This window comes from Desulfonatronospira sp., assembly GCA_003563255.1.
Classification (GTDB): domain Bacteria; phylum Desulfobacterota; class Desulfovibrionia; order Desulfovibrionales; family Desulfonatronovibrionaceae; genus Desulfonatronospira.
On record PWSL01000473.1, the window covers coordinates 1 to 2,731 of the forward strand.

General features: G+C 49.0%; 3 protein-coding genes. All 3 read left to right on the forward strand.

Going from position 1 to position 2,731, the window contains the following annotated elements; genetic code table 11:
* The coding region (locus tag QZP87_RS13930) for a type I restriction enzyme endonuclease domain-containing protein (protein ID WP_291323528.1) at positions 1-1,293 on the forward strand (1,293 nt) is incomplete at its 5' end.
* Positions 1,294-1,356: 63 nt separating this feature from the next.
* Positions 1,357-2,406: an arsenosugar biosynthesis radical SAM (seleno)protein ArsS gene (arsS, locus tag QZP87_RS13935; protein WP_291323529.1), complete on the forward strand. Its 1,050-nt coding sequence runs from the start codon at positions 1,357-1,359 to the stop codon at positions 2,404-2,406.
* 51 nt (positions 2,407-2,457) lie between these two features.
* Positions 2,458-2,731: FAD-dependent oxidoreductase (locus QZP87_RS13940; protein ID WP_291323530.1), on the forward strand; the 274-nt coding region annotated here is incomplete at its 3' end.

The following is a 2,731-nucleotide window of genomic DNA, read 5'->3' on the forward strand; positions in this document are numbered from 1 at the left end:
AGGGAATATAAAAAAGAACTGGACCGTCAGTTCAAGAATGAGAAGTCCAACTTCAAGATCGCCATTCTGGTGGACATGTGGCTGACCGGTTTTGATGTCCCAGCCCTTGATACCATGTATATTGACAAGCCGGTCCAGCGCCACACCCTGATCCAGACCATTTCCAGGGTCAACCGCAGATACGGTGACAAGCAAAAGGGCCTGGTGGTGGATTACATCGGCATCAAAAAGCAGATGAACCTGGCCCTGGCCCAATATTCCAAAACCGACAGGGCCAACATTGAAGAAATCGAACAGTCCATTGTGGTGGTCAGGGACCACCTTGATCTGCTATCCAGGATGTTTCACTCCTTTGACCAGACACCCTATTTTTCCGGTAAAGCCCTGGAACAGCTGCACTGCCTGAACATGGCCGCAGAGTTTGTCCAGCTAACCGAACCCATGGAAAAGAGGTTTATGGGCCTGGTGCAGCGGCTCAAGGCCGCCTATGACGTATGTAGCGCAAGCGATGAATTTTCTCTGGATGAGCGCGACCAGGTTCATTTTTATCTTGCTGTTCGCTCCATCGTGTTTAAGCTGACCAGGGGAGATGCTCCGGACACAGCCCAGATGAATGCCCGGGTCCGGGAAATGATTAAGGACGCCCTGCAAAGTGAAGGCGTGGAGGAAATCTTCAAGCTAAGCCAGGATGGGGGCAAGGAAATTGATCTGTTTGATGAAGATTTCCTGAAGAAAATTGAAAAGATAAAACTGCCCAACACCAAAATTAAACTGCTCCAGCAGCTGCTTAAAAAGGCCATTGAAAATTTCAAAAAAGTGAACAAGGCTAAAGGTGCGGATTTCTCCAGAATGTTCAAGGCCCTGGTGGACAGGTACAATGAGCGCCGGGAGCAGGATGTCCTGGTCAGCAGTGTCCTGGACGACTTTACTGATGAAATCATGGACCTGTATCAGGCCCTGAAAAAGGAAAAGGAGTCCTTTGCCGATCTGGGCATTGATTTTGAGGAAAAGGCCTTTTACGACATCCTCAAGTCCCTGGCCCTGAAATATGATTTCATCTATCCTGAAGACAAGCTCATCCTTTTATCCAAAGCAGTCAAGGAAGTTGTGGACGACAAGGCCAGATACACGGACTGGGACCGCCGTGACGACATCAAGGCCGAACTCAAGGCTGATCTGATCATCCTTCTGGCCGAGCACGGCTATCCCCCGGTGGATAGAGATGAAGTTTACAAGGAGATCTTTGAGCAGGCTGAGAATTTTAAGAAATATCAGAGCAGGGTTGTAGTTTGAACGATACGGCTGCTTACTGAGTGGCTGACCTGTAAAGCGAAAATTATTGATGATAAGTCAGGGATGAAAAATATCTGCTTCAGTCAAAACCACTATGGTCATTTCGACATTCAACTTTTAACTCTTAAAGTGGTCATGAATACTCCAGATTCCACCAATCAACAAATTCCTTCCAGAAACCACAAACCAATAAGTCAAATTCTGGCCAGGCATGGCCTCAATCTTACAAGGGAAAAGACAACCTGCCTGCAAATCAATACAGGCCTTGTCTGCAACCAGTCCTGTGCCCACTGTCATCTGGAAGCCGGTCCTTATCGCCTGGAAAGCATGGACCTGATTACAGCCGAACAGGTCATTGAATACGCGGCCAGAAACAGTTTTGAAACCATAGACATCACAGGCGGGGCTCCAGAACTCAATCCCAATATTTCTACGCTCATTGCCGAGCTTGGCAAGTACACACAAAAACTCATGTTTCGCTCCAATTTAAGCGCCTTGAATAACAGACAAAATGACCAGCTCATGGAGCTTCTCAGAGATAATCGGGCTGTTATAGTAGCTTCTCTGCCTTCCCTGAACCAGGGCCAGACCGATTCCCAGAGAGGGAACCAGGTTTTTGCCAGGAGCATTGAGGCCCTGCAGAGACTCAATAGTCTAGGCTACGGTAAAGATGGATGCGAACTGGTACTTGACCTGGTATCCAATCCAACCGGGGCATTTTTCCCTCCCTCACAGGAACAGGCTGAGAAAAAATTCAGGCAGACCCTGCACCGCAAATGGGGTATAACTTTCAATAACCTTTACTGTTTTGCCAATGTTCCCCTGGGCAGGTTTAGAAAATGGCTTAAATCTTCTGGCAACCTCGACCCTTACCTGGAGCGCCTCGCTTCAGCCTTCAATCCCTGCGCTGCCCGGGGGGTAATGTGCAAAAGCCTTATATGCGTATCCTGGGACGGATATCTGTATGACTGCGATTTTAATCTGGCAGCCGGCCTGCCCATGAACAGACGCAAAACCCATATTACCGACATGCAGAGAAAACCTTTAGCCGGTACTCCCATCGCCCTTGCAGACCACTGTTATACCTGCATGGCCGGGACAGGATTTACCTGAGGCGGGAGCATCCTGTCCTGAGTTCAGGACAAATGAGAAAAAGGAACAATCATGGCCCATAAATTTGATTACGATTTAGGAATCATCGGCGGAGGCGCGGCCGGTCTTACTGCTGCGTCAGGCGCGGCCAGGCTGGGCGCTAAAACACTGCTTATTGAAAAAGAAAGTATACTGGGCGGAGACTGTCTGCATTACGGCTGCGTGCCCAGCAAGACCCTGATTCATACGGCAAAAGCCATGCACACCATAAAGAATTCGCAGAAATACGGCTTGCCCAGGGTGGAACCCGGACCAGTGGATTTTTCCCAGGTCAGGCAAAGGATTC

Excerpts from the sequence above, each read along its gene's own strand:
- arsS (WP_291323529.1), top strand. The coding sequence starts at position 1,357 with ATGAAAAATATCTGCTTCAGTCAAAACCACTATGGTCATTTCGACATT.